At 44.4% G+C, this 25,704-nt stretch carries 27 protein-coding genes; 6 read left to right on the top strand and 21 right to left on the bottom strand.

Translation table 11 applies throughout. The features are described from left to right. Nucleotides 1–36 precede the first annotated feature (36 nt). The 6 genes from N746_RS0108895 to orn form a co-directional block, all read right to left on the bottom strand. The gene (locus N746_RS0108895; RefSeq protein WP_029935904.1) at nt 37–474 is read right to left on the bottom strand and encodes a YqaA family protein; all 438 of its coding nucleotides are present in this window, start codon (nt 472–474) and stop codon (nt 37–39) included. A 22-nt stretch (nt 475–496) separates the two neighbouring features. Next, nucleotides 497–730 carry a (2Fe-2S)-binding protein gene (locus tag N746_RS0108900; RefSeq protein ID WP_029935905.1) on the bottom strand — a complete coding sequence of 78 codons (234 nt, stop codon included), beginning with the start codon at nt 728–730 and terminating at the stop codon, nt 497–499. Between the two features lie 84 nt (nt 731–814). Then, a complete protein-coding gene (ilvC, locus tag N746_RS0108905) occupies nt 815–1,831 on the bottom strand; it encodes a ketol-acid reductoisomerase (RefSeq protein WP_029935906.1) in 1,017 nt (338 codons plus the stop codon). 110 nt (nt 1,832–1,941) lie between these two features. Further along, nucleotides 1,942–2,433 carry an acetolactate synthase small subunit gene (gene ilvN, locus N746_RS0108910; protein ID WP_029935907.1) on the bottom strand — a complete coding sequence of 164 codons (492 nt, stop codon included), beginning with the start codon at nt 2,431–2,433 and terminating at the stop codon, nt 1,942–1,944. A gap of 2 nt (nt 2,434–2,435) precedes the next feature. Continuing rightward, nucleotides 2,436–4,133 (bottom strand): acetolactate synthase 3 large subunit, encoded by a 1,698-nt coding sequence (locus tag N746_RS0108915; RefSeq protein WP_029935908.1) that lies wholly within the window; start codon nt 4,131–4,133, stop codon nt 2,436–2,438. A gap of 183 nt (nt 4,134–4,316) precedes the next feature. After that, the gene (gene orn, locus N746_RS0108920) at nt 4,317–4,859 is read right to left on the bottom strand and encodes an oligoribonuclease (protein ID WP_029935909.1); all 543 of its coding nucleotides are present in this window, start codon (nt 4,857–4,859) and stop codon (nt 4,317–4,319) included. Between the two features lie 81 nt (nt 4,860–4,940). Here orn and N746_RS0108925 point away from each other — a divergent pair, with 81 nt between their 5' ends. The 5 genes from N746_RS0108925 to N746_RS0108950 all read left to right on the top strand — a co-directional run bounded on the left by N746_RS0108925 (nt 4,941) and on the right by N746_RS0108950 (nt 8,814). Continuing rightward, a complete protein-coding gene (locus N746_RS0108925) occupies nt 4,941–6,197 on the top strand; it encodes a M48 family metallopeptidase (RefSeq protein WP_029935911.1) in 1,257 nt (418 codons plus the stop codon). Continuing rightward, on the top strand, nt 6,194–6,535 hold the full coding sequence (locus tag N746_RS0108930; protein ID WP_029935912.1) for a 4a-hydroxytetrahydrobiopterin dehydratase: 342 nt from the start codon (nt 6,194–6,196) through the stop codon (nt 6,533–6,535). Before N746_RS0108925 ends, N746_RS0108930 begins: the two co-directional genes overlap by 4 nt. A 142-nt stretch (nt 6,536–6,677) precedes the next feature. After that, nucleotides 6,678–7,664: a ribosome small subunit-dependent GTPase A gene (gene rsgA, locus N746_RS0108935; protein ID WP_029935914.1), complete on the top strand. Its 987-nt coding sequence runs from the start codon at nt 6,678–6,680 to the stop codon at nt 7,662–7,664. 430 nt (nt 7,665–8,094) lie between these two features. Next, nucleotides 8,095–8,400, top strand: coding sequence for a c-type cytochrome (locus tag N746_RS0108945; protein WP_029935916.1), 306 nt, complete (start codon nt 8,095–8,097; stop codon nt 8,398–8,400). 117 nt (nt 8,401–8,517) lie between these two features. After that, the gene (locus N746_RS0108950) at nt 8,518–8,814 is read left to right on the top strand and encodes a c-type cytochrome (protein WP_029935917.1); all 297 of its coding nucleotides are present in this window, start codon (nt 8,518–8,520) and stop codon (nt 8,812–8,814) included. 89 nt (nt 8,815–8,903) lie between these two features. Here the strand turns inward: N746_RS0108950 and N746_RS0108955 are convergent, their stop codons facing one another. From N746_RS0108955 to N746_RS0109010, 12 genes are all read right to left on the bottom strand, one after another. Next, nucleotides 8,904–12,764: a DUF3683 domain-containing protein gene (locus tag N746_RS0108955; RefSeq protein WP_029935919.1), complete on the bottom strand. Its 3,861-nt coding sequence runs from the start codon at nt 12,762–12,764 to the stop codon at nt 8,904–8,906. 95 nt (nt 12,765–12,859) lie between these two features. Further along, nucleotides 12,860–14,293, bottom strand: coding sequence for a ribosome biogenesis GTPase Der (gene der, locus N746_RS0108960; RefSeq protein ID WP_029935921.1), 1,434 nt, complete (start codon nt 14,291–14,293; stop codon nt 12,860–12,862). Then, nucleotides 14,286–15,527, bottom strand: a complete 1,242-nt coding sequence (bamB, locus tag N746_RS0108965; protein ID WP_051678607.1) for an outer membrane protein assembly factor BamB — start codon at nt 15,525–15,527, stop codon at nt 14,286–14,288. Before bamB ends, der begins: the two co-directional genes overlap by 8 nt. Then, complete coding sequence (locus tag N746_RS0108970) at nt 15,527–16,168, bottom strand: YfgM family protein (protein ID WP_029935924.1); 642 nt, start codon at nt 16,166–16,168, stop codon at nt 15,527–15,529. The genes bamB and N746_RS0108970 overlap by 1 nt, the downstream gene beginning before the upstream one ends. Before the next feature lie 10 nt (nt 16,169–16,178). After that, complete coding sequence (gene hisS, locus N746_RS0108975; RefSeq protein ID WP_029935925.1) at nt 16,179–17,447, bottom strand: histidine--tRNA ligase; 1,269 nt, start codon at nt 17,445–17,447, stop codon at nt 16,179–16,181. Nucleotides 17,448–17,480: 33 nt separating this feature from the next. Beyond that, the gene (locus tag N746_RS0108980; RefSeq protein WP_029935927.1) at nt 17,481–17,987 is read right to left on the bottom strand and encodes a helix-turn-helix domain-containing protein; all 507 of its coding nucleotides are present in this window, start codon (nt 17,985–17,987) and stop codon (nt 17,481–17,483) included. A gap of 29 nt (nt 17,988–18,016) precedes the next feature. Further along, a complete protein-coding gene (gene rlmN / locus N746_RS0108985; RefSeq protein WP_029935928.1) occupies nt 18,017–19,147 on the bottom strand; it encodes a dual-specificity RNA methyltransferase RlmN in 1,131 nt (376 codons plus the stop codon). A gap of 39 nt (nt 19,148–19,186) precedes the next feature. Next, entirely contained in the window at nt 19,187–19,612 is a 426-nt protein-coding gene (gene ndk, locus N746_RS0108990) for a nucleoside-diphosphate kinase (protein WP_029935929.1), read from the bottom strand. A 146-nt stretch (nt 19,613–19,758) separates the two neighbouring features. After that, a complete protein-coding gene (locus N746_RS0108995) occupies nt 19,759–20,085 on the bottom strand; it encodes a HesB/IscA family protein (RefSeq protein ID WP_029935930.1) in 327 nt (108 codons plus the stop codon). 31 nt (nt 20,086–20,116) lie between these two features. Then, a complete protein-coding gene (gene iscR / locus N746_RS0109000) occupies nt 20,117–20,548 on the bottom strand; it encodes a Fe-S cluster assembly transcriptional regulator IscR (RefSeq protein ID WP_029935931.1) in 432 nt (143 codons plus the stop codon). A 70-nt stretch (nt 20,549–20,618) separates the two neighbouring features. Continuing rightward, the gene (cysE, locus tag N746_RS0109005) at nt 20,619–21,422 is read right to left on the bottom strand and encodes a serine O-acetyltransferase (protein WP_029935932.1); all 804 of its coding nucleotides are present in this window, start codon (nt 21,420–21,422) and stop codon (nt 20,619–20,621) included. Further along, nucleotides 21,415–22,173 carry an RNA methyltransferase gene (locus N746_RS0109010; RefSeq protein WP_029935933.1) on the bottom strand — a complete coding sequence of 253 codons (759 nt, stop codon included), beginning with the start codon at nt 22,171–22,173 and terminating at the stop codon, nt 21,415–21,417. The genes cysE and N746_RS0109010 overlap by 8 nt, the downstream gene beginning before the upstream one ends. Before the next feature lie 119 nt (nt 22,174–22,292). Between N746_RS0109010 and N746_RS0109015 the strand changes: the two genes are divergently transcribed. Continuing rightward, complete coding sequence (locus N746_RS0109015; RefSeq protein WP_029935934.1) at nt 22,293–23,093, top strand: inositol monophosphatase family protein; 801 nt, start codon at nt 22,293–22,295, stop codon at nt 23,091–23,093. Nucleotides 23,094–23,147: 54 nt separating this feature from the next. Here the strand turns inward: N746_RS0109015 and rimI are convergent, their stop codons facing one another. From rimI to N746_RS0109030, 3 genes are read right to left on the bottom strand one after another with little or no spacing between them, the layout of a single operon-like run. Continuing rightward, the gene (gene rimI / locus N746_RS0109020; protein WP_029935935.1) at nt 23,148–23,600 is read right to left on the bottom strand and encodes a ribosomal protein S18-alanine N-acetyltransferase; all 453 of its coding nucleotides are present in this window, start codon (nt 23,598–23,600) and stop codon (nt 23,148–23,150) included. Nucleotides 23,601–23,618: 18 nt separating this feature from the next. Next, nucleotides 23,619–24,140, bottom strand: coding sequence for a hypothetical protein (locus tag N746_RS0109025; RefSeq protein WP_029935936.1), 522 nt, complete (start codon nt 24,138–24,140; stop codon nt 23,619–23,621). A 3-nt stretch (nt 24,141–24,143) separates the two neighbouring features. Then, entirely contained in the window at nt 24,144–25,694 is a 1,551-nt protein-coding gene (locus tag N746_RS0109030) for a 2-isopropylmalate synthase (RefSeq protein WP_029935937.1), read from the bottom strand. Between the last annotated feature and the right edge of the window lie 10 nt (nt 25,695–25,704).

Raw genomic sequence — 25,704 nt, forward strand, 5'->3', positions numbered from 1 at the left:
GGCCTTTAGTAAAGTTACTTTACTAAAGGCCTCGTTTCACATTACCCCTTGAACCGACAAAATCAAAACCAAATAACGTCCGCCTTTTGCCAAGCTTACCAAAGCTAGAAATACCCAGAATGATTCTCGCATAACCCCCGCCACCAAAGTCAATGGATCACCCACCACTGGCATCCAACTTAACAACAAAGACCAACGACCGTAACGATGGTAGAAAACCTGCGCCTTAAGTAATCTAGCTTCGTTAACTGGAAACCAAGATTTATCATGAAAGTGGACTACATAGACACCTAACCACCAATTGATAATTGAGCCTAATACATTGCCGACGGTAGCTACCAGCCACAATAGAGCCCAGCTATAATGGTCAGTCAATAGCAAACTCACCAGCACCGCTTCCGACTGCAATGGCAACAAACTCGCAGCAATCAAGGCACTTAAAAATAAACCTGAATAACTGGCCAATTCAATCATTTCAATGAGACTTCATGTGAATTTACTCAGGTTTTCGCTGGGCATTAAAATGATCCAATAGGTGTTTTATCTGCAATTTACAACAGCCGTTACCGTCAGATGCATAGGTTTGTGCGCAAACTTTTTCACGTGTATCAGCTCCTAACACAATAGCTTCAATGACTTTAATTTTAGGCACTTGATTACACACACAAAGGTTTTCTTCCATATCTCGCTTGAGGATTTCCGGCAAACCTGCAATGGCCTCATCTAACATACTGTTTTCCTATAACTTAGGGCTCCACCCATAAAAAAACCCAGCCAAAGCTGGGTTTTTCTGAGTAAAACTAATCTGTAAAAATTAGTTTTTATCTTTATCAACGATTTTGTTGGCTTGAATCCAAGGCATCATTGAACGCAACTTATCACCCACTACTTCGATCGGGTGCTCCGCGTTGATACGACGCATAGCGGTCATTTCTGGGTAGTTGGTCATGCCTTCAAGAATGAAGCGTTTAGCGTATTCACCGCTTTGGATGTTATACAAAGCTTCGCGCATCGCCATACGGCTTTCTTCGTTAATAACTTGTGGGCCAGTTACATACTCACCATACTCGGCATTGTTCGAGATAGAGTAGTTCATGTTAGCGATACCACCTTCGTACATTAGGTCAACGATCAACTTCAATTCGTGTAAACATTCGAAGTACGCCATTTCTGGTGCATAACCGGCTTCAACCAAAGTTTCAAAGCCCATTTTAACTAATTCTACTGCACCACCACAAAGTACGGCTTGCTCACCGAATAAATCGGTTTCACACTCTTCACGGAAGCTGGTTTCGATAATACCAGTACGACCACCACCGACACCAGAAGCGTAAGACAAGGCAATCGACTTAGCCTTACCAGACACGTCCTGGTGAATTGCGATCAAGTCAGGAATACCGCCGCCTTTAACAAACTCAGAACGTACAGTATGGCCCGGTGCTTTCGGCGCGATCATAATAACGTCTAGGTCTGAACGTGGTACTACTTGGTTATAAAGAATCGCGAAACCGTGAGCAAAAGCCAAAACCGCCCCTTTTTTCAAGTTTGGCTCGATTTCTTCTTTATATAACTGAGACTGGAATTCATCCGGTGTCAGGATCATCACCAAGTCAGCGGCCGCAACAGCGGTTGGTACGTCAGCCGTTTTTAGACCGTAACCTTCTGCTTTTTTGATTGAAGAAGAACCAGGACGTAGACCAACGGTTACATCAACACCAGAATCTTGTAGGTTAGCGGCGTGCGCGTGACCTTGTGAACCGAAGCCGATAACAGCCACTTTCATGCCTTTGATGATAGACAGATCACAATCTTTATCGTAATAAACTTGCATGGTTTTTCCTTTGAATTTGAAAGAGTTAAAATTATATCTTTTAAAAAATTTGTGGGATTATAACCCAGTCTTAAACAATTTGCTTAAGACCAGGCCTGGTGGTTTATTTGCTAGATTTGCAAACACTTTTCTCCACGCATAATTCCCATCGCACCGGAACGCACAGTTTCAAGAATCAAGGCTGGATCAATCGCCGCAATATAAGCGTCCAACTTTTGCGTCTCCCCGATCATTTGTACCGTGTAGGTGGTGGCCGTCACATCGACAATCGTGCCACGGAAAATATCCGTTAAACGCACAAACTCCTCACGGAACTCACCGGTCGCTGAGAGCTTAATCAACATCAACTCACGTTCAATATGCGGACCTTCAGTTAAGTCGATCACCTTCACCACGTCAATTAAGCGATTGAGGTGTTTCACAATCTGCTCGATTTGATGTGCGGTACCAATCGTCACCAGCGTTAAACGCGAAAGTGACTCATCTTCGGTCGGTGCGACGGTCAAAGCGTGAATGTTATAACCACGCGCGGAGAATAAACCAGATACACGTGATAACGCGCCCGATTCATTTTCTATTAACATTGAAATAATATGTTTCATCGTTACACCAAAATCATTTCGTTTTGTCCCGCACCGGCCGGGATCATTGGATATACGTTTTCTTGCTGGTCGGTAATAATGTCAATAAAGACAAACTTATCTTTCAGCGCAAACGCTTCCTCTAGCTGTTTCTTCATGGTTTTAGGATCGTCAATACGTACGCCGACATGACCATATGCTTCCGTCAATTTGACGAAATCAGGTAAAGAGTCCATATATGACATCGAATAACGACGATCGTAGAAAAACTCTTGCCATTGGCGAACCATACCCAAAAAGCCATTGTTTAAGCACACCACCTTAATGGGCAACCCGTATTGCAAACAGGTCGAAAGTTCTTGGATATTCATTTGAATCGAACCTTCACCCGTAATGCACAGAACGGTGGCATCTGGGTAAGCCATCTGCACACCCATCGCGGCTGGCAAACCAAAGCCCATGGTGCCGAGTCCGCCCGAGTTAATCCAACGACGTGGCTTATTAAACGTATAGTATTGCGCCGCAAACATTTGGTGCTGACCTACATCCGCTGTGACATAAGCATCACCGTTGGTGACTTCCCAAACAGCTTGAACCGCCGCTTGAGGCTTAATTTTGCTACCCGTGGTGTCGTACTTAAGACAATCCACATTACGCCACTCATCTATTTGTGACCACCAGGCCTGCAAGGCCTGGCTATCCGGCTTTTTGTTTAGCTTAGCAAGCTGGGTATTCATTTCTTGCACAACCTGTTGAACCGGCCCTACAATCGGAATATCCACCACCACGTTTTTTGAAATAGAAGCTGGATCAATATCCACATGGATAATTTTGGCGGTCGGACAGAACTTGGCGATATTACCGGTTACACGGTCATCAAAACGTGAACCAATCGCGATCAATACATCACAATGATGCATCGCTAAGTTGGCCTCGTAAGTACCGTGCATCCCTAACATACCAATATTTTGCTTATCGTCCGCTGGGAACGCGCCTAAGCCCATCAAGGTTTGTGTAATCGGATAACCTAATGACTTCACCAGCTTAACCAGTTCTTCCGAACCTTCCCCCATGACGACACCACCACCGGTATAGAAAATCGGCCGCTCGGCACTGAGCATCATTTCGACCGCTTTTTTTATTTGTCCAGTATGCCCTTTTACTACAGGTAAGTAGGAGCGTAACTCAACTTCTTGTGGATATTCATAGGTGCTTGTGGCGTTTTGGACATCTTTAGGTATGTCAATAACAACCGGGCCAGGTCGGCCCGTTGTTGCGATGTAAAACGCTTTTTTGAGCGTCATCGCAAGATCATTAACATCCTTGACCAAGAAATTGTGTTTCACAATGGGGCGCGTAATTCCAACCGTATCCACTTCCTGGAAAGCGTCCAAACCGATCATATCGGTGGCTACTTGTCCAGTAATGACAATTAATGGCGTCGAATCCATATGTGCCGTTGCAATACCAGTAACAGTATTGGTGGCTCCAGGTCCAGACGTTACGAGCACCACACCTGGCTTACCTGTAGAGCGTGCATAACCATCCGCAGCGTGAACCGCGGCTTGTTCGTGACGGACTAGAATATGTTTCAATTCTTTCGCGTCCGTGTCCAAGGCATCGTAGATAGGCAAAGCTGCGCCACCCGGATAACCCCAAATATGCTCTACCCCCTCATCCTCCAAAAAATGGATTAGGATTTGGGCACCAGTTAGTTCCACAATAATGGCCCTCCAATTGTTAAACAGACCAAAATGGTTACAAACGTAACCGCCTGTTTAGTTCATAAAATCGAAAAAAGATTCTAATTATATAGAAAACCAAGCACCTTGAGAACTCAAAATGCTTGATTTTATTTTGAATAATGAGTGGCTCGACTCATTTCTGACAAGTTTACTAGGTTATTACTTCTTAAACAAATATTCGCGATAGTGTTTTAACTCATCAATCGACTCAAGAATATCCGCCATCGCTAAATGCGCACCTTGTTTTTTGTGCGATGCATAAACTTCAGGCGCCCAGCGCTTCGACAATTCTTTTAAAGTACTCACATCCAGGTTTCGATAATGAAAATAGGCTTCGAGTTCGGGCATTTCTTCGACTAAAAAACGACGATCTTGACAGATACTATTGCCGCACATAGGCGACACGCCTTTTGAAACATACTGAGATAAAAACTCAATGGTTTTTAATTCGGCGTCACGTACAGAAACACTCGAGTCTTTCACTCGCTTGGTTAAACCCGAACGTCCATGATGATCAACACACCAGCTATCCATTTTCGCCAGCTCGGTTTCACCTACGTTAATGGCCATAACTGGGCCCTCAGCCAACACATTTAAATCGGAGTCGGTGACTAGGGTCGCGATCTCAATAATTTTATGCTCACGTGGCTCCAATCCGGTCATCTCAAGATCGATCCAAATCAAATTGTTATCCGATTTCATAAACACACCCTTTTAACTTACAATAACCGCCTATATTAACCTGCTAGCCCCAATAATGAAAACGAGTTTAAAGGTGTTTGTATGAATTTCATCAGTGTCTTGTTTGTTCTGAGCCTTGCCAGCAATTTGCTGATCGAGCTTTGGTTAAACATTAAAAACCAGTTCCACATTTTGCGTCACCGCGAGCAAGTACCTCAAGAGTTTAGCGAGGTCGTTAACTTGGAGGCGCATCAAAAAGCCGCTGATTACTCTCGCGCCAAACTTCAATTAAGCCGACTTGTGCTTTTTTTTGATGCCGCTGTAATCTTAATCATGACGCTGGGTGGCGGATTTCAAGACATTTATCGTATCTGGCAGAACATAGAGCTTGCCCCAATATGGCAAGATGTCGGTTTTCTACTCTCGACTTTTTGGTTTTTAGCTTTGCTTCACCTGCCTTTTTCAATTATCAGCACCTTTAAAATTGAAGCCCTGTTTGGCTTTAACAAAACCACTCCGGTCAAGTTCATGAGCGATCTTCTAAAACAATGGGGGCTCATGTTCATTTTAGGCCTACCATTACTTTGGGCGATTGTCAGCATCATGAACAGCTATATCGACCAGGCCTGGTGGTTATATACCTGGCTTATCTGGATGGGATTTAATTTAACTTTATTATGGGCTTATCCTAAATGGATTGCGCCTTTATTTAACAAGTTCACCCCATTAGAAGATGGTGAAATGAAACAACGTATTGAAGCTTTGTTGGCGCGCACCGGATTTGAATCTAATGGCATTTTTGTGATGGATGGCTCATCGCGCTCCGGTCATGGCAACGCCTATTTCACTGGCATGGGCAAAAACAAACGTATTGTATTTTTTGATACCCTACTGGAAAAACTCACTGTTGATGAAGTAGAGGCGGTGCTTGCGCATGAATTAGGCCATTTTAAACACGGCCACATTACCAAGCGCCTAATCGAAGGTGCGGCGATCAGTCTCATCGGCTTAGCTTTACTGGGCTGGCTGGTTCAGTTACCGGCCTTTTATAGTGGTCTAGGGATTGAGACTGCCACGCCAGCGGCGGCCTTGCTATTATTTGTAACCGCTGTGCCAGTAATGTTCTTTTTCCTAGGCCCAATTATGGCCTTCAAAAGTCGCAAACATGAGTTTGAGGCCGATGCATTTGCCGCTCAACATGTGGGCGCACAACATTTGATCAATGCATTGTTAAAGCTGTACCGTGACAATGCCAGCACTCTCACGCCGGATCCAAGCTTCTCGGCTTATCATGACAGTCATCCACCCGCTAAAATTCGTATCGACCATTTAAAGACTCTAAAAGGAGAAAACAAATGAGTGAACTCCCTAACCTATTAGAACAAAAATGTGAAGAGATCCCGAAAGGCCAAAAAGGGTTAGTGATCCCCACGATTGAAAGTTATTTAAACATGCTGCCGGGCTGGGATGTAACACTGGATTACGCCACTATTCACAAAACTTTTGGTTTTAAAAATTACCATCAAACCGTCGCGTTCGTGAATGCCGTCACTTGGGTTGCGCATAAAGAAGACCACCACCCAAACATTTGCTTTGGTTACAACGAATGCACCATCACACTCAAAACCCACAGCATAAAAGGCTTAAGCCAAAACGACATGATTATGGCGGCCAAAATTAACGCGCTATTGGACTAATAGTGTCACCACAAAAGCACCGAACCACGAAGTTTTTGAGGACTATTAACTCAAAATAAATTAACGTCAATATTAAGGCTTTTTATTCTCTCTGAGACTTCGTGTCACTGTGATGGAAATAGCATGAACGTGGGTACACACTATGAGCAAACGTAAACTTAGTGATCAACAGCAACGCCGCGTACAAAAAAAACGCCATGCGGATTCATTACCGGCCGAAGGTTTATTGCAAGCTGGCCTGGTGATCACCAATTTTGGTAAACGTTTACTGATTGAATCTGAGCAAGGCGAACTTATCAACTGCGCCGTGCGCCAACACCTTGGCAAACTGGTCGCTGGAGATCGCGTCAGATGGCAACCTGATATTGAAGCCGGTACAGGTATTGTAAGTGAAGTGCTTACTCGCCATAGTAAGCTTTCGCGACCAGGCTTTCGTGGCCAAACACGCATGGTCGCCGCGAATATTGACATCATTGGTATTGTTACACCGATTGAACCCGGCATTCATCCAGATATGATCGACCGTTATTTAGTGGCTGCGGCGCAATTAAATATTCCAGTTGCCATTATCATAAATAAAATTGATCTTATTCAGGATGACGAAGCTTGGGAAGCAGTGGCCGAATTATTGATTCCCTATGAAGAAATGGGCATCGAACTGATTCCGGTCTCCAGTCAATTAGAACATGGGCTTGAAGATTTAGAAGATTTTTTAAACCAACAAACCAGCGTATTGGTTGGGCCTTCTGGCGCAGGGAAATCCTCTTTAATTAACGCACTTATTCCAGACTTAGATATTCGAACCAGCGCTTTATCTGAAGCGACAGGCTTAGGGGTTCATACCACAACAAACAGCATCCTTTACCACCTACCTAAAGGGGGCGACATCATTGACTCACCCGGCGTTCGCCAATTCACCCCAAGCCCCTGCTCACTTACGGAGCTAGAAAGTTATTATGCTGATTTTGAACCTTTCCTAGGACAGTGTAAGTTTCATAACTGCACCCATAGCATTGAGCCAGGTTGCGCGATTAAGCAGGCGGTTGAAGATGATCAAATCGCTTACACCCGCTATCAAAGTTTCCAACGTTTATTACAGGAATTTAAAGAATCTGAAATAAAATATTAAAATTTCGCCATAAAATATATCAATAGGCTAACTAAGTTAAGCTACCAAAAAAACCGAGACCAAATATAGAAGTATCGTCGTCACACCAATCACACCAACCCAAAATAAAAACACCCACCCCAAGGGTTTTGGGTTATTAACCAGCTTCAATGCATACCAGCTAACGATGGTGGCAACTATTGTAATCAACCAAAGCTTAATTAAGACCATGAAACCTCCTTTTAAAAAAACATTCTAACGTAACCAACCGAAATTAGATCTAAGTGTTTTTTATTAACTGTTTATCTATCACCATAAAATAAACTAATAACAGAAACTGCTAATAAAGGCTCCAGCCCCTTATTAGCTTGACTCCAATTGGCTTTTGGTTTCTAATTACCGCTAAGGGTTCACCCTGAAATTTTTGTTTAGTACTTTAGGAGAGTGCAACATGAGTAAAGCAATTTTAGCTGCTGCGGCAGTAGGTTTAATGACTTTTGGTATGACTGCTCAAGCCGCAGACGTAAAAGCTGGTCAAGCCGCGTTCTCAACCTGTATGGGTTGTCACGGAGCTGGTGGTGAAGGTGGCGTTGGTCCGGCTGTTAAAGGTCGTGATGCTGGCGAATTGGCTGGTCTTCTTAAGAAGTACCGTGCTGGTGAAAATGTTGGCCCTATGTCAGCAATGATGCAGCCTATGGCGGCTGGTTTGTCTGATGCAGACATTGAAAACCTAGCCGCTTATATGTCTAGCCTATAAGTCACTTATAGCGTTTGAAAAACCGCCTACGGGCGGTTTTTTTATTTCTACGTGAACAGTTTGGTTATAATATAGAAGTTATTTTGTTAAAAAGCCCCTCAACTGGAGAAAACGAGCATGAAAAAAGGACTAATCACGGCATTCGCTTTAAGTCTAATCAGCAACGGTGCGATTGCAATGGATCCACCTGCTAAAAGTACAACCTGTGTAGGTTGTCACGGAGCTGATGGAAATAGCTTGGCTCCCAATTTCCCTAAAATTGCAGGCCAACATGCCGCTTACTTAGAGAAAGCTCTTAAAGACTACCGTGAAGGTTATCGTCGCGATTCAACTATGGCGGCTTTTGCTCGTGACCTAACAGATGAAGAAATCAAAGCCTTAGCTGAATACTATTCAAAGCAAACGCCTAGATAAACTGTTGCTTAATCCCGCACAAAAAAAACCGCCCATCTAAATTATTAGACGGGCGGTTTTTTAATATCTTAAATCATTCCTAAAGTCTTTTATAACAACACACGTTCAATTCCATCATCTTCTAACTTGGCAATAAAGTCTTTTTTCCAGCTCTTACCCAATAAATTATTCGCCATCTCTACCACGATATAATCGGTTTTTAGGCCAGTTTCATCCTGATAGCGGTTTAATCCTTGTTGGCAAGCTGGGCAAGAAGTTAATAGCTTCACATTTCCATTAACCGCTTTATCCGAGCCTGTTAAGTCTTTAATACCTTGCTTCAACTCCTCTTCCTTACGGAAACGTAATTGGTTAGCAATGTCAGGGCGAGAGGTTGCCAAAGTTCCCGCTTCACTGCAGCAGCGATCATTTAATGGTACGTCAATACCAGTCAAAGTGCTTGCTACTTTAGCCGAGTCATATTTTTTCATTGGATCATGACATGGCTCGTGATACATATATTGCACCCCTTCTACACCTTGCATTTTCACACCTTTTTCCATCAGGAACTCATGAATATCTAGTAAACGACAACCTGGGAAAATCTGTTCAAATTCATATTTCAACAACTGATCCATACATGTCCCGCATGACACCAACACGGTTTTAATATCTAGATAATTTAAGGTGTTAGCTACGCGATGGAACAGGGCTCGATTTTCAGTCGTAATTTGCGCACCTTTAGCCGCTTGACCCGCCGCCGTTTGTGGATAACCGCAACACAAGTAACCTGGAGGCAAAATCGTTTGCACACCAGTTTCATACAGCATCGTTAAGGTCGCCATACTGATGTCACTGAATAAACGCTCAGAGCCACAGCCCGGGAAATAAAACACGGCTTCGGTTTCCTCAGAGGTTTTAACCGGATCACGTAAAATCGGCACAATCGTTCGATCCTCAAGTGAAAGCAACGCGCGCATAGTCGGCTGATTTGGCCCTATATCTAAGGGTTTACGCACAAAGTGAATAACTTGCTGTGTCACCGGTGTTTGCCCGGTAGAACTCGCTGGCAATTGATCCTTGCGGCCAAGCAACCCTGTCCATTTAGCCAAACGATGACCAAGTCGTTGACCGACTGCCCCCCAGCCCAATAAAGTGGTGCGTAAAAACTTCACCAGGCCTGGCTGTCCAGTATTTAAGTAGAACAAGGCAGCCTTTGTGCCTATGCTCGATTGTTTTTGCCCCATATCAGTCAAGATCTTGCGCATACGTATGGATACATCACCAAAGTCAATATCAACTGGGCAAGGTGCTTCACATTTATGACAAGTGGTGCAATGGTCTGCGACATCGTTCATCGCATCAAAATGATGCAATGAAATGCCACGTCGCGTTTGTTCTTCGTATAAGAAGGCTTCAATAACTTGACCGGTTGCCAAAATTTTATTACGCGGTGAATAGAGTAGATTCGCACGCGGAATATGGGTTTGGCATACAGGCTTACATTTTCCGCAACGCAAACAATCTTTAATATCATTGTTAAGCTGATCGAGTTCACTGGCTTCTAAAATCAGCGCTTCTTGCTTAACTAGAGATAAAGAAGGCGTATAAGCATTGTGCAAACCAGAACCCGGCATCAGTTTGCCTTTGTTAAAGTGACCGTTCGGGTCAACTTTATTTTTATAGTCCACAAACGCCTGAATTTTTTCCGATGACAAAAACTCGATTTTTGTTAAACCGATCCCATGCTCACCTGAAATAACGCCACCTAAATCAGTGGCTAGTTTCATCACGCGCTCTACTACACGATCGGCCAACTGAATCATCTGATAATTGTTTGAGTGCACAGGGATATTGGTGTGGATATTGCCATCCCCTGCGTGCATGTGTAATGCCACAAACAAACGTGCGTTACGTAATTCAAAATGCAGTTCTTTCAAACGACCCATGACCGCTTCAAAGTCATGACCCATAAAGGTTTGCTGTAAAAACTCAAGTACTTCTTGACGGTAAGAGATTACTAAGTCACGACGTAAAATCAAGTTAACTAAAGTATCGTTATCACGCATTTGAGTGCGTGCACTTTCATCCAAAAAGTCGACTAAGTTGGCAGCCGGCTCATCTAGTGAGTTCAACAACATCGTCCAACGGTGTTTGACCTTTTCAAGATGTTGAAGTGTCGCCTGTACTTTTGAATTAAAGTAGTCAGCTGGTCCACCTTGACTGTCTTCAAAATCATCTTCCAAGGTATACTCAGGAATATCGCCTTCAAAGTACGCGCTTAAACTGTCGATAATATCAATTTTATTTTGAATCGACATTTCGATGTTTATACGTTCGATACCTTCGTTGTAGTCATTCAAGCGTGGCAATGGAATAACCACGTCTTCATTTACCTTAAAGGCATTCGTATGCGCTGAAATGGCAGCGGTACGTGAACGATCCGCCCAGAAACGTTTGCGTGCTTCAGCACTGACGGCGACAAAACCTTCTGCATTACGTTTGTTTGCCAATTCAACAATCTCTTGGCAAGTTTTCGCTACCTCAAAGCCATTTTCACCAGCAATATCGCCGATTAGAATCATTTTTGGTAACTCACGACGTTTAGCTTTCGTGTTGTATTTAACGGCCCTAACATATCGCTCATCTAAGTGCTCTAAACCGGCCAGCAGAATACCTTGTGCTTTTTTACTTTCAATAAAGTCCGTAATTTCGACAATCGCTGGTACCGCCAAACTCAAATCAGTGCCAAAAAACTCTAAGCAAACCGTTCGTATATGTTCTGGCATGCGATGCAAGATAAAGCGCGCAGAGGTAATTAAGCCATCACAGCCTTCTTTTTGCACACCTGGCAAACCGCTCAAGAACTTATCGGTAACGTCTTTTCCTAAACCAGCTTGGCGGAAAGCCGTACCGGGTATATTTAGAGTTTCGACCTCAGCCATTGGGGTTGTGCCATCACGTTCGTAACGATGAATTTCAAATGTAACCATCGCCTGATCTTGGAGCTTTCCAAGATTATGATTAACGCGCACTACTTCCAACCAGCTCGCATCTGGCATCACCATTTTCCATGATGCCAAGTTGTCTAAAGTTGTTCCCCACAAGACGGCTTTTTTGCCGCCCGCATTCATCGAAATGTTTCCGCCAATCGTTGAGGCGTCATGAGATGTTGGGTCCACTGCAAACACTAGGTCATTGCGCTCTGCTAATTCTGTCACACGTTTAGTTACCACCCCAGCACCGGTCCGAACAGTAGGGACTTTAACCCCCACACCCGGCAACTCAATTGGTTCAACCATACCAAGGAACTCAAGTTTCTCGGTATTAATAACTGCGGTATTAGCATGCAATGGAATTGCGCCGCCGGTATAACCTGTGCCACCCCCACGTGGAATGATGACCAATCCAAGTTCAATGCAAGCGGCGACGATATCGGCCACCTCTTGCTCTGTGTCTGGACTAATCACCACCAATGGAAGCTCCACACGCCAGTCAGTCGCATCCGTGGCATGAGATACCCTTGCTAAACCACCAAAGTCCGTATTGTCAGCACGTGTGATTTTTTTTAAGCGTTTACTTACTTTTTGACGCAAAGTAACTTGCTGAGGGAACCAAGCTTCAAAATCTGTTACCGCTTTTTTTACTGAGTTCAGTAATGATTCAGCCAGTTGATTATCATTTAAGCGAGCCTCGACCTGGGCTAATCGATGATGCAAAGCATCAATCAAACCAGCGCGACGCTTGGCATTTTCTAATAGATCATCCTGAATATATGGATTACGCGATACAACCCACATATCCCCCAGAACTTCAAACAACATTTGTGCAGAACGCCCTGTATTACGAGTTTCACGCAATTGTTCGATCGACTGCCAACCCGCTTCGCCTAAAAAACGTAAGACGATTTCTCGATCTGAAAAAGAGGTGTAATTGTATGGAATCTCGCGAATGCGTTTTGTCGCTGTCATTTTGCGCTGCCACCTTGGGATTGAAAGTTGATAACAAGAACTTAACTAATGGCCTGTTTAATTACCAGGCCGGCTAATCAAATGAGGTTAAATTATTAGTTAGAACGCTGTCTTGGTTTATTTCGAGTTTTTTTCGATTCGGCGAATGTTTTAATCCGACGTTTACGATCTTTTTGTTTTGCGGTTAATTGATCTTTGTTCTCATCAAATGGATTTTCGCCCACTCTAAACTCAACGATAACCGGCGTACCCTCCCATTTAAACGCTTTCCGAAACACATTTTCTAAATAACGCTTATAAGGGTTAGGCACTTTATCGAGTTTGTTACCGTGAATGATTACACGAGGAGGATTCAGACCACCCAAGTGAGCATAACGCATTTTTAGACGACGTCCACCCACTAAGGGGGGCTGGTGATCCAACACCGCCTGCTCAAGAACTCGATTTAAGTCAGACGTTGGTACTTTATGTGTGGCCGCACGATAAACCTGCTTAATCGTTTTAAATAAATCGCCCACACCCGTACCATGCAAAGCCGATATTAAATGCGTTTTAGCGTACTCGACAAACTGTAAACGGTAATCCAACTCGTGCCGGATTTTTTTGCGTTGATCTTGATCTAAATTGTCCCATTTATTGACCGCTAAAACTAAACCACGGCCCGACTCTATGGCTAAACCTAGCAAGGTTAAATCTTGATCGGTAATTCCTTCGGAACCGTCCATCAACATCACCACCACGTGCGCATCCTGCATAGCCTCAATCGCTTTTAGAATGCTAAATTTTTCGATTTTTTCAGAGACATTTTTTCGACGTCGCACCCCCGCCGTATCAATCAAAGTATAAGCTTGTCCGTCGCGTTCAAAGGGCACATAAATACTATCACGCGTCGTGCCAGGCATATCAAATGCCACCACACGGTCTTCACCCAGCATACGGTTTATAAGCGTTGATTTCCCTACATTGGGTCGACCGATTACCGCGACCCGAATGCCCGGATGCTCGTCTAAACCTACATCATCTGTTTTAACTTCGATCGGTAAACGTTCAATTAAATCATCTACCGCTTCGGCAACATTATCACCATGTGCCGATGATATACCAATTGGCTCACCCAGTCCCATGCCATAAAATTCGGCGGTTAAAACATCTAAGTTGCAACCCTCCGTTTTATTCACCAATAACTGTACCGGCTTACCAAAACCACGAATAAAGTTCGCAATTGACTCATCAGCCGGAGTTAATCCGGCGCGCCCATCGGTAATAAAGAAGATAGCATGCGCCTCTTCTAGCGCTTGCTGGACTTGCGACGCCATTAAAGGATCAATCCCAAGGCCTTCACCACTCAAACCGCCAGTATCTACTACAATATAATCGTACTCACCCACTCGTCCTGTGCCATATTGGCGGTCACGCGTTAACCCAGGGTAATCCGCCACAATGGCATCACGGGTTTTGGTTAAACGGTTAAATAGGGTGGATTTACCTACATTAGGACGGCCCACTAGAGCCACAATCGGTTTACTCATGGTTTACACTCGATTTAACACCACCAGGCCTGGTGGTCGGTGCGTTTTGATCTTGATAAGCCGTTACGCCCCCATCACTATCTAACACATAATAATGTTTTTTATCTTGATGAATCCGGAGGATTTTTTCACCGTCCTTCAAATGATTGGCGTGTTTGAAACGCACCGTAATATGACCATCTTTTGGGTCTATCCAATGCAGATAACCCAAGCCATCGCTAAGTAATATTGATGGGCGCGAAACAGAAAAATTCGAATCAATTAATACGTCACCTAATAAGCGATATTGCAATGCCGCTTGATTCCAAAACTCAGTACCAGTAGCAGGGTCTAATGCACGCAACACATCGGTTTCATCTACTAAATAAATCACATTATCCAACACCACAAAATCACGGTAACCGGAGATATCTTTCGCCCAAGAAATATTGCCATTTTTTGGATTTACAGCCGCCATGCGACCGTTGTAACTTAAGACAAACAAACGGTCATTGTGTAAAACCAAACCGGACTGAATATCAACCATTCTTTCCAAGTCAGTACGACCAGACGGGGTCACAATACGGGCATCCCAAATGGCTTCACCAGTGGTGACCGATAAGGCTTCAACAAAGCCTGACTCGCGTCCGACATAAACTTTATCATCGTTTACCAATACCGGTGCCGCACCGCGAATAAACAGATTGGGCATTTGATGATCGGCTACCCAAACAACTTCTCCTGATTGAAGATTAAGCGCAATTACTCGACCATCATTCGTGCGAACAAATACACGACCAGTCGCCACAACCGGTGTGCTAACGACCTCGCTATTTAACTGAGTTTGCCAAACCACTTGTCCCGTTTCAGGAGACAGCGCAAGTAAGTCTCCTTTTGCCGAACCGATCAATAGTTTTCCGTCCGCTAACACTGGACCGGCTAATATCGCCGCTTCATATTTTGTCTGCCAAATAACTTGATCGGTATAGCGCGATTTATTTTGTTTCCAAAGAGCGGTTACCAAGCCTGAGCTCGACGCGACAAATAAGTGTTGAGCATCGTCAGCAATCGTCAAACTGCGCCCATCGGCTTCAGACAATTTATTCACCGATACTTGCCATTCTAAAGTTAAATCACGGCCATCAACGCCTTGCGCTAAAGGCGTTGGCGTACGTACTGTATTTGAAGTGGAACTACAAGCCTGAAGTAATACCGCGCTTAAACATAAGCCGACAACTAAAAAAGGTGTTTTCATTATTGCGCCAAATCATCCATTTGTAAGCGTGCAATATTTCGCAAATCAGTTTGAGCTTGCTGATTGTCAACTACACGTTTGAAAGCTGCCTGAGCCTGTGAAAAATTTTGCTGAGATTGAGCTAACAATGCCATTACATAATCCACATTGGCTTGTTGAGCACCACCCAATTTTTGGGTCGCCAAGGTATCCAATAGCTTCTGGGCCTCGTCTAGTTGCGATAACTCAATTTGGATCCGCGCCATTCTCAACTGTGCCGTCACTTGCATATCGGCTGGCTGTTTCGCATTAACCACCCACTGCAAAGCGTCTAATGCCTCTTCTGACTCTGCTTTTTCCCAATGGAACTGAGCCAACATCATTGCCGCAGCCCCTGCATATGGGCTACTAGGCTGTTCTTGCATCAAACGACGAGCTTCACGCGACACCTCACCAAATGCGCCATTTTGGTGACTCAGTTCTAGCACCTCAAATGTGGCAGAAGCATTTGCCGATTGCGCGTAGGTATAAGACTGCCAATAACGCCAACCTGCAAAAGCGATCGCTACCACTAGCACACCACTTAAAATCAAAGTCCCATATTTAGCCCACCAAGCTTTAATAGCTTCGATTTGTTCCTGCTCGGTATCATAACGACTCATAACTTACCTTTTACATACGTTGTGAAAAAAAGGCCACCAGCTCATCCCAAGCTAGTGACTGTTGTTCGGATTGTTCTCTTAATGGTTTGATCATAGCCACTTGCTGGCTGACTTCATTGTCACCCAAAATAACGGCGTAGGTTGCACCCGATTTATCTGCCTTCTTAAGTTGGCTTTTGAAGCTCCCTCCGCCACAATTCATTTGAACACTTAAGCTTGGCAAGGCATCGCGTAACATTTCAGCTAGTACCAGGCCTGGTCTTGCGGCCTGATCCCCCGCCAGTACGACATAAATATCAGCTGGAATACTGTCTTCTGGGCTTTGTTGATCAATAATCAATGCCATCAAACGCTCAATCCCTAAAGCAAAGCCGACTGCCGGGGTTGGCTTACCACCAATTTGTTCAACCAAACCATCATAACGCCCACCGGCGCAAACTGTACCCTGCGCACCTAAATCCTTTGTCACCCACTCAAATACGCTGCGGTTATAATAGTCTAGCCCTCGAACCAGGTTTGGGTTAATCACATAATCCAATCCCAAATCATCAAGTTGGGCGCAGAGTTGTTCAAAGTGCTGCTTTGACTCAACATCCAAAGCATCCATAAGCTTAGGGGCGTTGGCAACAACGTCCTGCATGGCAGGATTCTTAGTGTCTAACACACGTAAAGGATTGGTATTTAAACGACGCAAACTATCTTCATCTAATTCGTCAATACGACTTTGTAAATATGCGACTAAATCTTCTCGGTAAGCGGTGCGAGCTTGCTGGCTTCCGAGCGAATTAATTTGTAACTCTAAACCGTTCAAACCAAGCTGCTCCCACAGACGAGCGCTGAGTGCGATTAGCTCAACATCAATATCTGGTCCGTTTAAACCAAACACTTCCACGCCAAGCTGATGAAACTGACGATATCGACCTTTTTGCGGACGCTCGTGACGAAACATCGGGCCAGAATAATACAGTTTTTGTATTTGATTGTGGGTTAACCCATTTTCAATCATGGCGCGCACGCATCCCGCCGTGCCCTCTGGACGTAATGACAAACTATCGCCATTACGGTCCGCAAAGGTATACATTTCTTTTTCGACAATGTCGGTTACTTCACCAATTGAACGCGCAAACAATTCGGTTTTTTCAACCAAAGGCAAACGAATAGGTTGATAACCATATTGATGTAATGTCTGCTCTGCGGCCTGCAAAACTTTTTGAAATGCCATCGCTTGCTGGCCATAAATATCATTCATGCCGCGAATGGCCGCAATTTGTTTTGTCATAAAGTTTTTATTCCTAAGGCTTGGTTTGAACTCTTACTCCGAAGGCACAAACCGATCTGTTTCAATATTCTGTTTTTCTATTTGAGTCGATTCAAGCATTAAGGGTTCCGTACTCACACTTGGAATACCAACGGTTTCCGCCATATCCGATTCCAACAGATTGGTCACGGCAAAATAACTTACTACCAACACAATTACCCAAACCACGGTCCAATAAACTCGACGGCTATTTTCTGGGGCTTGAACATTTAAGCCTTTTTGTTCAACAGGCTTAAGCTTCGAGCTGAGGTTTTGTGCATCATCCTGACTCAGCATAAATGGCGACAAATCCACATCCAATAAGGCTGCATAATTTCTTAGGTGGCCTCGTTCAAAAGAGTCTAAATCTTCTATCGAGGTCTTTTTTTCGAGTTCTTCTAACCGGTCGACCGGCAACTTTAAACTCTCGGAGACTTGTTTGAGGCTGAGTTTTTTTTCCAAACGCGTATTACGCAACAGTTGCGCAAAAGATGATCCCGCTGATATTTCTTGATTCTGCATGGACTTACCCTCTTTAAAACAAACTATCCTCACACTTGATTTAACTGAGGACTCATCGTCAAATCCGTTAACTCTACACGATGAAGCGTGCGTTTAGTGCGATCCTTAACCTTACCAGCCAACTGGCCACAAGCGGCATCAATATCATCGCCACGTGTCTTTCTAACCGTACAGTTTAACCCAGCTTGCTTTAATCGATCCTGAAAACGGTGAACCGCATTATTGGAAGAGCGCTTATAGTCCGTATTTGGAAACGGATTAAATGGAATCAGATTAATCTTAGAAGGCAAATTCCCCAGTAGATCAATCAACTCGTCTGCGTGCTCAACTCGATCGTTCACGCCATCCAACATCACATATTCAATCGTAATGTGTTTTTTAGAGTTGCCACCTTCCACATAACGAAACAAGGCGGGCATCAAAACTTCAAGCGGATATTTTTTATTAACCGGCACCAACTCATCACGCAAAGCATTATTAGGCGCATGCAATGAAATCGCCAAGCTAGCATCGACTTCTTCTCGCAATTTGTCTATAGCGGGTACAACCCCGGCTGTACTTATCGTGACACGACGCTTTGATAAGCCATAAGCATTATCATCCATTAAAATACGCGCCACCGGGAAAACATGTGTGACGTTTAATAGCGGCTCACCCATTCCCATAAAGACAACATTGCTCACCACTCTTTCCTCGCGCGGTGTAGTGCCCAACGCTTTATTCGCCACCCACATTTGAGCAACAATTTCCCAATTCTCTAAATTACGATTAAAACCCTGTTGAGCGGTAGAGCAGAAAGAACACTCCAATGCACAACCGACTTGCGAAGAAATACAGAGTGTGCCTCGGTCGGCTTCTGGTATAAATACGGTTTCGATGCAGTTATGGTTATCCATTTCTAGCACCCATTTAATCGTGCCATCACTTGAGCGCTGCTCAGCCACAATTTTTGGGGTGCGGATCTGTGCGACTTGCTTTAATTTTTCACGTAAGGCCTTGCTGACATTGGTCATGTCATCAAAGTCACTCACTCCCATTTGATGAATCCATTTCATGACCTGAACGGCGCGAAAAGGTTTTTCACCCATCTGAGCAAAAAAGGCTTCTAGTGCCGCTCTATCCATGCCCAGCAAATCGGTTTTTTCTGTCGCCTGTGTCATGCTCATGTTTCCTAAACTTAACTCAAATGAGTGCAAATATTACTGACGAGAAAACACTTCGTCTGCACTAAAAAAATACGCGATCTCACGTTCTGCACTTTCTAACGAGTCTGAACCATGAGCACAGTTTACACGGGTAGACTCGGCATGGTCGGCACGAATAGTGCCGGCCTCAGCTTTAGCTGGGTCGGTCGCCCCCATAATCTTTCGATTTAAAGTAATCGCATTTTCACCTTCCAGCACTTGAACAACACAAGGCCCCGATGTCATAAAATCGACCAGTGGCTCATAAAATTCGCGGCCTTTATGCTCAATATAAAAGCCCGCCGCCTGCTCCTGCGTCATTTGGATCATTTTGGCCGCCACCACACGCAAGCCTTGAGATTCAAATCGGTGAATAATGTCACCAATCACATTCTTTTGAACCGCATCCGGCTTAATAATCGACAGGGTTTGTTCAAGCATTTGTATTCCTTAGGCTTTCATAAAGGGAGGTTATTTTATCAAGTCTACCTAAGGTTTGCACAATTGATCGCCTATTGTGTGACCAATAGCAAGAAACCCCATCAAAGGGGTTTCTTAAACAAGCTTATCAACCCAAATTAGCTCTTTTAAACAGTAAAGGATTCCCCACAACCGCATTCATCTTTTATATTCGGGTTTCTAAACTCAAAGCCTTCGTTTAATAAACTCTCTTTTACATAATCAATTTCAAGGCCGTCAATATTCTGTAAACTTTTTGGATCAACATAGACATTGACACCGAAACTTTCAAAAACCAGATCACTTTCAGCCGCTTCATCGACATAGTCCACGACATAAGCAAAGCCTGCACATCCACTTACTTTCGTTCCCACACGCAGACCAATCCCTTCGCCACGCTTTTCAATCATAGTTTTGACTCGTTGAGCTGCGGCTTGTGTAAGACTAACGCCCATATTTTCTCCTAACGATCATCTGATTCTCTAACTACAAAGACAATTCAATTTTATGAGTTGACGATGTTTTATTTAACAAAGTTTGCAACGTAACATTACTTAGAAAGTCGTCAATCATAGAACTCAAGTCATCCCATAACTCATGAGACAAACACTTACTACCATTTTGACAATTAGCGCGCCCTTCACACTTACGTGCATCCAACTTTTCATCAACCGCATGAATAATATCACTAATACTAATCGCGCGCGCCTCGCGGCTTAATCGGTAACCGCCTCCCGGTCCACGTGCACTCTTAACCAATCCGGATTTTTTTAACTTTGCAAACAACTGCTCAAGGTAAGAAAGCGAAATCTCCTGACGCTGTGAAATTAAGGCCAGTGTAATTGGTCCAGAATCTTGATTCAGGGCAATATCAATCATGGCCGTTACCGCATAGCGACCTTTTGAAGTAAGTTTCATCTATACAAATCCGAGTTTTAAAATAAATGTAAACACAATTGTATAATAACCGACCGGAACACTCAACTATTTAGCCCTCCGCATCGCTTTTAACTCCCCGATGTAAATGTGCCGCTTGCTCTGGATCATCTGGATCCAGCACCGCATCATCCAAGTTGGGTAACTCCATATCAACGCGCGCACCACCTAGGCGTTCTATTTCACAACTCAGCTGAGACAACCGCTCATCCTGTGCTTGCACATGATCAAGTAAACTATAGATCGCCTTTTCGACGGGATCATCTGCATCCTGCGTAATGCCATAGGCATCAAAACCAATTTTCTGAGCCATTTTTTCACGTTTCTTGCGCTGCTGATCATCGGTCTTATGCACAATACGGCCAGGAATCCCAACTACGGTCTTATCTTCTGGCACATCTTTAATCACCACAGCATTCGAGCCTATACGAGCATCATCGCCAACATAGATGGGCCCTAATATTTTCGCGCCCGCCCCGACGACGACACGTTCACCCAGAGTTGGATGGCGTTTACCCTCTTTCCAGCTGGTTCCACCCAATGTCACGCCATGATACAGCGTACAATCATTGCCAATTTCAGCCGTTTCACCAATAACAACCCCCATACCATGGTCAATAAATACACGCTCACCAATTTTGGCCGCGGGGTGAATTTCGATGCCAGTAAACCAGCGTGCCACGGTCGCGATAAAACGTGCCAACCACTTTAAACCTTTTCCCCATAAAAAATGCGCCAAGCGATACCAAATAATCGCATGCACACCAGGGTAAGTTGTCAGTACATCCCATAGATTTCGCGCCGCTGGATCGCGTTCAAATACACACTTAATATCTTGCTTCACACGATCAAACATGTTTTTTTGCCTCCTCACGTAACTGCGCTTGACGCTGCGCGGCGGTTAAGATCCCACGCAAAATATCGACTTCTTTTACATCCAAATGTGAACGATTAAATAACCGTCGCATGCGGCGCATAAAACGTGCGTTTTTATTCGGATCTAAAAACTCAATATCTTGCAACGCTTGGTACAAGTGTCCGTAAAACCCTTCCATTTGTTCGCTTGAGGCGACGTCGTGGCGATAGCCTTGCGATTGTTCCACAATTGGCTGGCACGCCATGCGGCATTCATAAGCAAACACCTGAACAGCGGCGGCCAAATTTAACGATGTGTAATCTGGATTTGATGGGATATGAGCCAAATAATGACACCGATCCATTTCCGCATTCGACAAACCCGAGTCTTCACGCCCAAACACTAAAGCTACCTGGTTTGCCGCTTTTTCCAAAGCTAGTGCAGCCGTTTCACGGACATCCAACTGAGGCCATGCGACTTTTCGCAACCGTGCGCTGGCACCAATGACTAAAGCACAGTCCGCAACGGCCGCTTCCAAACTATCAAACACTTGAGCCTTCGCCAAGATATCACCCGCGCCCGATGCCCTTGACGATGCTGTATGACTCGGAAAATCGTTTGGGTTTACCAAAGCTAGCTGTGATAACCCCATATTTTTCATCGCACGCGCCACTCCGCCAATATTGCCAGGGTGAGAGGTTTCAACCAGAACTATCTTAACACTAGCTAATGGCGCATATTGATCAGGCATGTCGATTCCATCGTTTTAGTTTATAATAGCGAGCTAGTTTACACTAGGCCTGTTGCATTTTCATATCCGGGTCTTGTAAACGACCTGTTTGCTCACTCTTTTACAATCTGGAACTCAACATGCACCCAATTTTGAACGTGGCCATGATCGCGGCACGCGAAGCTGGCGAAATCATTCTTCGCAATCTCGACAATATTGACCGTCTGAATATCGAAGAAAAAACCAAAAATAACTTCGTCAGCGAAGTGGATAAACTAGCCGAACAAGCTATTATCAAAACCATACATAAATATTACCCTGACCACGGCATCTTAGCTGAAGAAAGTGGGCGCCAAAACCCGAAGGCTGAAATGCAGTGGATTATTGATCCACTTGATGGCACCACCAACTTTTTACACCAATTTCCACAGTTTTCCGTGTCGATCGCTGTAATGGAAAAAGGCAAACTTACTCACGGTGTGGTGTTTGACCCTGTGAGAGATGAAATGTTTCATGCCACCCGTGGTAGTGGTGCACGTTTAAACAACCGTCGCCTTCGAGTTACCGAGCAAAAAAACTTGAAACACGCTTTATTGGCAACCGGTTTCCCCTATTATGAATTTGATTATGTAGACAGCTATTTAGCCAGCTTTAAATCTTTCATGCTTAATACGGCTGGCATTCGTCGCGCAGGCTCAGCCGCGTTAGATTTAGCTTATGTAGCCGCGGGCCGCGTAGATGGGTACTGGGAATTTAACCTCAAACCGTGGGATATTGCCGCTGGGGTTTTGCTTGTTAAAGAAGCCGGTGGCATGTGTACCGATTTTGCAGGCAACGATAACATGTTGGAATCTGGGAATATTTTGGCTTGTACGCCAAAACTAATGAAGGACATGGCAAAAACCTTAACCGAAACCATTCCAGCTGAACTTCGTAAATAACACAATACCAGGCCTGGTGCTTTACCATACCGGCCAGGCCTGGCGCTTTACCTTCTAGCCATCCAAACGCTTTGACATTAGAATCGCGTCCTCCCGTCCATCCGGACTACACTGATAATAATTTTTTCGCACACCATCTTGGGCAAAACCCATTGCCCTGTACAAATTACGCGCCAACTTATTTGAACGTCGCACCTCAAGTAAAATAACCGAATATTCGGTGTTCTCAAACCGATTAAAAATTGCTTGCAGTGCGTGCTTAGCCACCCCTTTATTTTGACTATCGGGGGCGACACTTAAATTTAATAAATGCAGCTCATCCAACACTGGCAGCATGCAACAATAACCCAACGCCGAATCTGCTACATCCATCAACAAATAATTTAATCCCTCATGCAAAGCACGCTCAAACCCGTTCCTTGTCCAAGGATGAGTGTAGTTTTGACGCTCAATTTGCATCACCCAATCTAAGTCAGATTCATCCAAAGGTTTTAAGTGGCTAAACATAGACAGGTCAAACAGGGGTTATGGCGCAGAAAACTGAATTAAGCGCTCATAAAACACGCGCTTTAAATTGGGCTGTTCAAGCATAGCTTCAAAACTCGGCAATGGTGTAACCTGCAGGCCTTCAGCTAACATTTCATTCAACTCATGATCCGGGTTCATACTAAACACTTGCTCACATCCAAGTTCAATCAAATGCTCAACTACATCAAACATCGCTTGTTCAGTCTGTAAGCTATCTGTGTCGTAAAACAATACAGCGTCTTCCGAGCCAAAATGAAACTTCAGTATAGATTGCCACAACCACCAGGCCTGGTGGTCGGGTTGCTGCCAAATACTCGACACGCCTGAACCAATCAATACCCACTTAGGTTGAACTAACGGACTAGAATATTGAGTCGTTTGAGCTTGCTGTTCCACTTCACCCTGCTCAATTGTAGAAGCTACCAGGTTAGATTGTGAAGCCTTAAGGTTTGGACGAGCTTGCCAATCGGTCACGCCCAACCCCGTCCAAACATCTGCATGTATTTTGCTTTCAGACACAACTTAAATCGTTTCTTCACGCTGTGGATGCGCTTTGTTGTCATCCATCGAAAACTTGTTCAATGCGTTAATGTAAGCTTTTGCTGACGCAGTCACAATATCCGTATCCGAACCTTGACCATTTAGAATCCGCCCACCTTTCTCCAAACGCACGGTGGTTTCGCCTAAAGAGTCGGTACCATTGGTCACGTTACTCACCGAGTAAAGCTCCAGAGTGGTGCCAGAGTGAATAATTTGCTCAATCGCTTTAAAAGTCGCGTCGACTACCCCGCCACCTTTAGCATTTGCAGTATGCTCAACACCATTTACCCACAAAGTCAAAGTCGCATGAGGCGCTTCCCCCATTTCAGTTGATACTCTTAGAGCCATCAACCGAATGGATTCGTTTTCTAAGCGTTCATTGTTGGCATCGGTGACTAAGGCTTGTAAATCTTCATCGTAAATTTCATGCTTACGATCTGCTAGTTCTTTAAAACGTAAAAACGCATCATTTAATTGTTCTTCCGTTTCAAACTCAATCCCTAACTCTAATAAGCGTGTACGGAAAGCATTACGGCCCGAATGTTTACCCAATACCATTTTATTGGTTACCCAGCCCACGTCTTCGGCGCGCATGATTTCATAAGTTTCACGATGCTTTAATACGCCATCTTGGTGAATACCCGATTCGTGAGCAAAGGCATTCGCCCCCACAATCGCTTTATTAGGCTGCACATTAAACCCGGTGATATTGGACACCAAACGAGAGGCATTCAAAATTTCAGGTGTATGAATACGAGTATCCACCGAAAAATGATCTTGGCGAGTTCGTACCGCCATGACCACTTCTTCAAGAGCAGTATTACCAGCACGCTCACCCAAACCATTAATTGTACATTCGACTTGGCGCGCGCCGTTTGATACCGCCGCCAAGGAGTTGGCAACTGCCAAGCCTAAGTCGTTATGACAATGCGCCGAGAAAACCGCTTTATCCGAGTTAGGCACACGTTCCATTACATTTTTAAACAAGGCACCAAATTGTTCCGGCACGTTATAACCGACGGTATCTGGCATGTTAATCGTCGTCGCGCCGGCTTTAATAACCGCTTCAACCACCCGGCACAAAAAGTCTAAATCAGAACGCCCAGCATCCTCCGGGGAAAATTCAACATCGTCAGTATAGCGGCGTGCTTGTTTAACCGCCCAAACCGCACGTTCCACTACTTCATCAGGACTCATGCGGAGTTTCATTTGCATATGAATAGGAGAGGTTGCAATAAATGTATGGATTCGACCTGAATTGGCGGGTTTAATCGCTTCACCTGCACGCGCAATATCATTTTCCACGGCACGTGCTAAACCACAGATAGTGCTGTCTTTAATCGCACTGGCGACCGCTTTAACCGAGTCAAAATCACCTTGACTGGCGGCTGGGAAACCGGCCTCAATCACATCCACACGCAACTTTTCAAGTTGCTTTGCGATGCGGACCTTTTCTTCTTTGGTCATCGAAGCGCCCGGGCTTTGCTCACCGTCGCGCAAGGTAGTATCAAAAATTATCAAATGATCTTTCATTACAATTAAG

The sequence above is a fragment of the Thiomicrospira pelophila DSM 1534 genome (assembly GCF_000711195.1).
Classification (GTDB): Bacteria; Pseudomonadota; Gammaproteobacteria; order Thiomicrospirales; family Thiomicrospiraceae; genus Thiomicrospira; species Thiomicrospira pelophila.

What these genes read in the sequence shown, in the direction of transcription:
- N746_RS0108895 (WP_029935904.1), bottom strand. Translation starts at nt 474, where the DNA reads ATGATTGAATTGGCCAGTTATTCAGGTTTATTTTTAAGTGCCTTGATT.
- N746_RS0108900 (WP_029935905.1), bottom strand. Translation starts at nt 730, where the DNA reads ATGTTAGATGAGGCCATTGCAGGTTTGCCGGAAATCCTCAAGCGAGAT.
- ilvC (WP_029935906.1), bottom strand. Translation starts at nt 1,831, where the DNA reads ATGCAAGTTTATTACGATAAAGATTGTGATCTGTCTATCATCAAAGGC.
- ilvN (WP_029935907.1), bottom strand. Translation starts at nt 2,433, where the DNA reads ATGAAACATATTATTTCAATGTTAATAGAAAATGAATCGGGCGCGTTA.
- orn (WP_029935909.1), bottom strand. Translation starts at nt 4,859, where the DNA reads ATGAAATCGGATAACAATTTGATTTGGATCGATCTTGAGATGACCGGA.
- N746_RS0108925 (WP_029935911.1), top strand. Translation starts at nt 4,941, where the DNA reads ATGAATTTCATCAGTGTCTTGTTTGTTCTGAGCCTTGCCAGCAATTTG.
- N746_RS0108930 (WP_029935912.1), top strand. Translation starts at nt 6,194, where the DNA reads ATGAGTGAACTCCCTAACCTATTAGAACAAAAATGTGAAGAGATCCCG.
- rsgA (WP_029935914.1), top strand. Translation starts at nt 6,678, where the DNA reads ATGAGCAAACGTAAACTTAGTGATCAACAGCAACGCCGCGTACAAAAA.
- N746_RS0108945 (WP_029935916.1), top strand. Translation starts at nt 8,095, where the DNA reads ATGAGTAAAGCAATTTTAGCTGCTGCGGCAGTAGGTTTAATGACTTTT.
- N746_RS0108950 (WP_029935917.1), top strand. Translation starts at nt 8,518, where the DNA reads ATGAAAAAAGGACTAATCACGGCATTCGCTTTAAGTCTAATCAGCAAC.
- N746_RS0108955 (WP_029935919.1), bottom strand. Translation starts at nt 12,764, where the DNA reads ATGACAGCGACAAAACGCATTCGCGAGATTCCATACAATTACACCTCT.
- der (WP_029935921.1), bottom strand. Translation starts at nt 14,293, where the DNA reads ATGAGTAAACCGATTGTGGCTCTAGTGGGCCGTCCTAATGTAGGTAAA.
- bamB (WP_051678607.1), bottom strand. Translation starts at nt 15,527, where the DNA reads ATGAAAACACCTTTTTTAGTTGTCGGCTTATGTTTAAGCGCGGTATTA.
- N746_RS0108970 (WP_029935924.1), bottom strand. Translation starts at nt 16,168, where the DNA reads ATGAGTCGTTATGATACCGAGCAGGAACAAATCGAAGCTATTAAAGCT.
- hisS (WP_029935925.1), bottom strand. Translation starts at nt 17,447, where the DNA reads ATGACAAAACAAATTGCGGCCATTCGCGGCATGAATGATATTTATGGC.
- N746_RS0108980 (WP_029935927.1), bottom strand. Translation starts at nt 17,987, where the DNA reads ATGCAGAATCAAGAAATATCAGCGGGATCATCTTTTGCGCAACTGTTG.
- rlmN (WP_029935928.1), bottom strand. Translation starts at nt 19,147, where the DNA reads ATGACACAGGCGACAGAAAAAACCGATTTGCTGGGCATGGATAGAGCG.
- ndk (WP_029935929.1), bottom strand. Translation starts at nt 19,612, where the DNA reads ATGCTTGAACAAACCCTGTCGATTATTAAGCCGGATGCGGTTCAAAAG.
- N746_RS0108995 (WP_029935930.1), bottom strand. Translation starts at nt 20,085, where the DNA reads ATGGGCGTTAGTCTTACACAAGCCGCAGCTCAACGAGTCAAAACTATG.
- iscR (WP_029935931.1), bottom strand. Translation starts at nt 20,548, where the DNA reads ATGAAACTTACTTCAAAAGGTCGCTATGCGGTAACGGCCATGATTGAT.
- cysE (WP_029935932.1), bottom strand. Translation starts at nt 21,422, where the DNA reads ATGTTTGATCGTGTGAAGCAAGATATTAAGTGTGTATTTGAACGCGAT.
- N746_RS0109010 (WP_029935933.1), bottom strand. Translation starts at nt 22,173, where the DNA reads ATGCCTGATCAATATGCGCCATTAGCTAGTGTTAAGATAGTTCTGGTT.
- N746_RS0109015 (WP_029935934.1), top strand. Translation starts at nt 22,293, where the DNA reads ATGCACCCAATTTTGAACGTGGCCATGATCGCGGCACGCGAAGCTGGC.
- rimI (WP_029935935.1), bottom strand. Translation starts at nt 23,600, where the DNA reads ATGTTTAGCCACTTAAAACCTTTGGATGAATCTGACTTAGATTGGGTG.
- N746_RS0109030 (WP_029935937.1), bottom strand. Translation starts at nt 25,694, where the DNA reads ATGAAAGATCATTTGATAATTTTTGATACTACCTTGCGCGACGGTGAG.